This is a genomic window from Oleiphilus sp. HI0123 (genome assembly GCF_001635315.1).
In genome coordinates this window covers 1-5,511 of record NZ_LWGE01001571.1, presented here as the reverse complement: position 1 = coordinate 5,511, position 5,511 = coordinate 1, and the positions used below count along the sequence as shown (strand labels likewise).

General features: G+C 45.8%; 5 protein-coding genes. 1 reads left to right on the top strand and 4 read right to left on the bottom strand.

Annotation, left to right across the window (positions count from 1 at the left end; genetic code table 11):
• Window positions 1-816, top strand: an 816-nt coding sequence (locus A3761_RS21065) for an EAL domain-containing protein (RefSeq protein WP_156492008.1), incomplete at its 5' end; no start/stop codon positions are given.
• Between the two features lie 9 nt (window positions 817-825).
• On the opposite strand, the gene A3761_RS21060 is transcribed toward A3761_RS21065, so the two are convergent.
• The 4 genes from A3761_RS21060 to A3761_RS21045 all read right to left on the bottom strand — a co-directional run.
• Complete coding sequence (locus tag A3761_RS21060; RefSeq protein ID WP_068509964.1) at window positions 826-1,290, bottom strand: MazG nucleotide pyrophosphohydrolase domain-containing protein; 465 nt, start codon at window positions 1,288-1,290, stop codon at window positions 826-828.
• A gap of 9 nt (window positions 1,291-1,299) precedes the next feature.
• The gene (gene relA, locus A3761_RS21055; RefSeq protein WP_068509962.1) at window positions 1,300-3,543 is read right to left on the bottom strand and encodes a GTP diphosphokinase; all 2,244 of its coding nucleotides are present in this window, start codon (window positions 3,541-3,543) and stop codon (window positions 1,300-1,302) included.
• A 26-nt stretch (window positions 3,544-3,569) separates the two neighbouring features.
• Window positions 3,570-5,051 carry a 23S rRNA (uracil(1939)-C(5))-methyltransferase RlmD gene (gene rlmD / locus A3761_RS21050; protein ID WP_082865187.1) on the bottom strand — a complete coding sequence of 494 codons (1,482 nt, stop codon included), beginning with the start codon at window positions 5,049-5,051 and terminating at the stop codon, window positions 3,570-3,572.
• 25 nt (window positions 5,052-5,076) lie between these two features.
• The coding region (locus A3761_RS21045) for a pyridoxal-phosphate dependent enzyme (protein ID WP_156492007.1) at window positions 5,077-5,511 on the bottom strand (435 nt) is incomplete at its 5' end.

Sequence of the window (5,511 nt, the reverse complement as noted above, 5' to 3'; positions counted from 1 at the left end):
GAAGAGATAAATGGAGTCAAACTGTACACGATTCAAACTGATAAGCCTTTAGATGACCATGACATGGCAATGGAGCTGATTCAGGATGCAATCGACAATGACAAATTCAAGCTGCTCTTCCAACCGATTATCAGCTTGAGAGGCGAAGGGGATGAGAACTACGAAGCCTTTATTCGCATGCTGAATGAAGAGGGCGAGGAAATTTCACCCTATGACTTCCTGCCACCAAGCGGCCCAAGTAATATGGCCAGCAAAATCGACAAATGGGTTATCTTACAAACAATTAAACACTTAAGTGAACATAGATCAAAAGGTCATGACACCAAACTCTTTATTAACCTGACCAGCGAGACGCTACAAGATCAAACCTTCACCTCATGGCTGAATGTAGCGCTGAAAGCCGCTCGCCTACCTGGCGACTCTTTAATTTTCCAGATATCGGAAAACAACGCTATCACTTACATGAAACAAGCAAAAGAGTTTGCCAAAGGTATCAGCACCCTACACTGTAAAATGTCGATCAATCAGTTCGGCCATGCCTTAAAACCTTTCAACCTTCTGAAACACTTAAGCCCAGAATACATCAAGCTTGAAGGTTCCTTTACTCAAGATATGCAAAAGGGTGAAGATTCAAAAGAACAGGCTAAAGAAATGATTCAGACCTTACAGTCCATGGGTAAACTCACTATCGTGCCGCTGGTAGAGAGTGCAGCCCTGCTATCAACTTTGTGGCAAGCGGGCGTCAACTATATTCAGGGTTACTACCTGCAAGCACCCTCTACAGAAATGAACTACGACTTTAGCGAAGAAAACTAATTGGAAAGCTTATTTCTCTTTCAGTTTGGCCAACTCCCAGAGCTGGTCTAGTTGAGTTAAGGGCACCTCGCTCACAGAAGTGCCCTGATTGCCCAATTGCTCCTCGATAAATTGAAAGCGCGAAGTAAACTTATCATTGGTAAGCTGAAGCGCATCTTGAGGAAGTACACCTAGAAAGCGCGATAGATTCAAGCAGCTGAAAAGCAAGTCACCAAACTCAGCTCGAATTTCAGGCCTTTTAAAAAGGTCTTCAGCCGTGCTTGTCTTACACTGCGCTTTCGCTTTTATGACTTCCTGCTTAAGCTCGTCCAGTTCTTCAGCTATTTTATCAAAAACTGGCTCTATTTCAGGCCAATCAAAGCCGTGCTTAGCTGCGCGCGCTTGAATATCCAAAGCCTGGTTCAGTACTCCATCTTTATTGGAAGCACCTTCTAGAATACTATCCTGAGCCTTTTTAACTTTCTCTGAAGACACCAAAGCTCCTTAGTTACGTTTTCTGCGAGCATCAATAATATTGGGTAATTGCTTGATCTTGGCTAGGGCTTGCCCAAGACTCGCCAAGCTCGACACATCCATTGCAATGGTAATGGTCGCAATATTTTCTTGTGGGTCAGAGTATGAATTCACGCCCGTTACATTGACCTTCTCGTTAGCTAGTACAATCGTTATATCCCGAAGCAGGCCTTCTCGGTCATAGGCTTGAATCTCAATACCCACACCATAGGCTGCATCGGCTTCATAGCCCCAGGAAACTTCTATAATACGATTTGGCTCCAAGTCTTCAAGCTGGAGCAAATTCATACAATCCTGTCGGTGTATCGAGACGCCTCGTCCAACTGTTATATAACCCGTAATTGGGTCTCCTGGCACAGGCTGGCAACACTTCGCCATAGTTGTTAGTAAGCGCCCAACGCCCTTGATCTTGATATCATCTCGCCCAGCACTATTCGCCGCTTTCTGCTGTGGTGCACCAAGACGAAGATCCAATTGCTGTTCTTTAGGCTGCAGAATTTTCTGAGCAACATTCGCTATATGCGTTGGCTTCACGTCTCCTGCACCAATCGCCGCAAATAGGTCATCCACCTTATTGAACTGAGTTTGTTCCACAAGTTCCGAGTAATGGATATCGCCAATAGACAAGCGCTTAAGCTCATCCTCCAGAAGTATTCGGCCATCAGTGATATTCTGAGATCGATTCTGTTGCTTAAACCAATGAACCAGCTTGGCTCGTGAGCGCGAGGTCTGAATATAGCCTAAACTCGGATTTAACCAGTCACGGCTCGGCGAAGCCTGGTTAGAGGTTAGAATATGAATCTGCTCGCCAGTTCGAAGCGGGTAAGTTAACGGCACGATACGACCATTTACTTTAGCACCACGACAAGCATGGCCCACCTCAGTATGAACACGGTAAGCAAAATCTACCGGCGTTGCGCCATTTGGCAAATCAACAACATGGCCATCAGGTGTAAATACGTAAATACGGTCTTCACCAACGTCTGAGCTTAGCTGGTTTGCAATTTCCGAGGCATCACCCACCTCCTCTTGCCATTCCAGTACTTGTCTAAGCCAGTTGATCTTTTCCTCATACCCTGAAGATCGACTTTTAACATCGGTACCTTTATAGCGCCAGTGAGCACAAACTCCCAGTTCGGCTTCCTCGTGCATTTCCCTCGTACGGATCTGCACTTCCATGACCTTTCCTTCTGGCCCAATGACAGCTGTGTGCAAAGAGCGATAGCCATTTTCTTTCGGGTTAGCAATATAGTCATCAAATTCGTAAGGAATATGCTTCCACAAGGAATGCACAACACCTAGTACCGAATAACAGTCTTGTACACTGGGCACCAGAATTCTAAAAGCTCGAATATCGTAAATTTCAGAAAAATCTAGATTCTTACGGCGCATTTTTCGCCAGATGCTATAGATGTGTTTACTTCGGCCAGCGACTTCGCCGCGGATGTGGGCATTCTCTAATTCAAGCTCAAGTTTTTCAGTCATTCTTTTTACAAAAGAATCCCGGTCAACTCGGCGCTCATCCAGCAATTTCGCTATCTTTTTATAGGCTGAAGTGTGTAAGTAGCGAAAAGACAGGTCTTCGAGCTCCCACTTGATATAGCCTATACCTAAGCGATGTGCCAAAGGCGCATAAATATCAAAGACTTCTCGTGCAACACGCTGACGTTTTTCGGAGTTCGCGTCTTTAACCGCTCGAATTGCGCAAGTTCGCTCTGCCAACTTGATGAGTACGACGCGCACATCATCAATCATGGTCACAAGCATTTTCCGGACGTTATCAATCTGCCCTTGAGTCTGACCTAAAACCATACCTTTAAATGGACGATGTGTTGCAGAGATCGCTGCCATTCGCGCAACACCTTCGATCAACTTGGCAGTTTCTCCGCCAAATTTTTTCGATACTTGCTCCAGCGGCAATTTACCTTCGCGGACAGCTCGATAAAGTATTGCTGCAATGATAGCTGTCTGATCCAATTCCAACTCGATCAGAATCTGAGCCATCTCCAAACCAATTACAAAACTATTGTGCTCTTTTGCCCAGACTCGATCTTCCTGGACCGATTTCTGCTCGATTTCAAGGCTAGTTTCACAGGCCTGGCGTACTGTCTCGATATTACCCAACTCGGTAATTGAACTGATTTTATCAAGCCATTGATCAATGGCGGCTTCGCCATCGAAATCCTCAATGTAATCTTCGCGAACCTTAACCATAAAACTACCTGTTTATTATTCTTAGCCTACTTACTATCGAAAACAGCTATCGACTCTAAATGCTCAGTATGGGGAAACATATCCAAAACCCCTGCCTGCATCAGACGATACCCTTGCTGCACCAAGATCCCCGCGTCACGCGCTAATGTAGCCGGGTTGCATGATATATAAACTATTCGTTTTGCCCCAAACTGCCTAATATTGCTCACGATATCCAAAGCACCTGCTCTAGGCGGGTCGATCAAAATCTTATCATAAACTCCCTTCGTCCAAGCTTGAGCCGAGAAGTCACTGTATAGGTTACTTTCATAAAAAGTGACATTTTCGATATCATTAGCTTGTGCATTAAACAAGCCTCTTTCCACCATATCCTGACTGCCTTCAACCCCAACAACTTCCTTAGCGCACTTTGCCATTGCCAAAGTAAAATTACCCAGTCCTGAAAACAGATCCAGAGCACGCTCATCAGATTTAAGTTCAAGTAGCTGCAGCGCGAGTAGAACCATCTTCTGATTCACACCAAGGTTGATTTGCGTAAAATCTTTTGGGTGGAATTGTAAGGCTAAATTTTGCTTCAATACCCGCAAATTATAGGACAAGTTAGCTTGGCCTTCTTCTCGGCACTCATTTTCCGGCCACAACTGCTGAATACTGGAAATGTCCCCTGCTTGCAGAAACACCGTCCACTTCTGCTCCTTCGCAAGGTTTCTAAGCATTTCCAAGTCACTCTGCTCAAGAGGCTTCACATGCCGAATCAACACGCCTATTCCCTCACGACTCAAGGACAGTTCCAGGTGGCCAAGTGCTTTATGCACCGAGATTGAAGCAACAAGTTCTTTAAGTACGGGTAAGGCACTTGAAAGCTCACTAGCCATAATTGGGCAAGAATCTATATCTAATGTCTCTTTGGAGGCTTTTTTACGAAAGCCAATTCGAAGCCCTTCTCCTTTTCGGCCATAGTCGACACTGAGCCGGACACGCGAACGATAACCCCACGGCTCACTCTCGACAAGCGGCAACCATTGTTGCGGAGCCAAATCCCCAAAGTGCTTAAGCTGGTCAGCCAATACAGTTTGTTTATGCGCCAGTTGAGCTTTATGCCCCATATGTTGGAGGCTGCAGCCACCACAAGTTCCATAATATGAGCATACAGCTTCAACACGTTGATCTGAAGCTTGCATCACTTTCACCGCAGCCAGCTCATCATATTTAGCACGATGAGCCAAGACCTCAGCCAAAACAGTCTCACCGGGCAAGGCATAATGCACAAATTGCGTTTTGCCTTTATTTTTGGCGATACCTCGCCCCTCATGACTGAGAGACAGAATTTGACACTGAAGCAAGCCACTATCAGAGCTATCAACATCGTTGGCGAGGTTCTTGGACTCCAGGCTCACTTTCACCCGAGCTTCCTGCTTCGAATCTTTAAGTTCACGCTCAAGTGATTTTTTTTGCTTTTTAGACTGCTCACGCAGCTTAGTTCTATGCTTAGAAAAAATATTTGCCATAGTTACACGCTACCGAGCCACCTGCTCACGAAAAAACACCTGTTGAAAGGTAACGATCTCCACGGTCACAGATAATGGCGACGATCACCGCATTTTCAAGCTTGGCTGACAAGCGCAAAGCTGCAGCCACGGCTCCGCCTGAGGACACACCGCAAAAAATACCTTCCTGTGCGGCAAGGGCCTTCATTGTTCTTTCCGCTTCATCTTGCCCCATCTCGACCACTTCATCGACTCGTGAGCGATCAAAAATACTCGGCAGATACTCTTCAGGCCAGCGACGAATACCGGGAATTGCCGCATTTTCTGCAGGTTGCAAACCCACTATCTTGATATCTGGGTTCTTTTCTTTCAGAAACCTGGAGTTTCCCATAATGGTACCTGTCGTTCCCATGGCACTGACAAAGTGAGTAATTTTTCCATGAGTTTGCTCCCAGATTTCAGGCCCCGTCCCGCAATAATG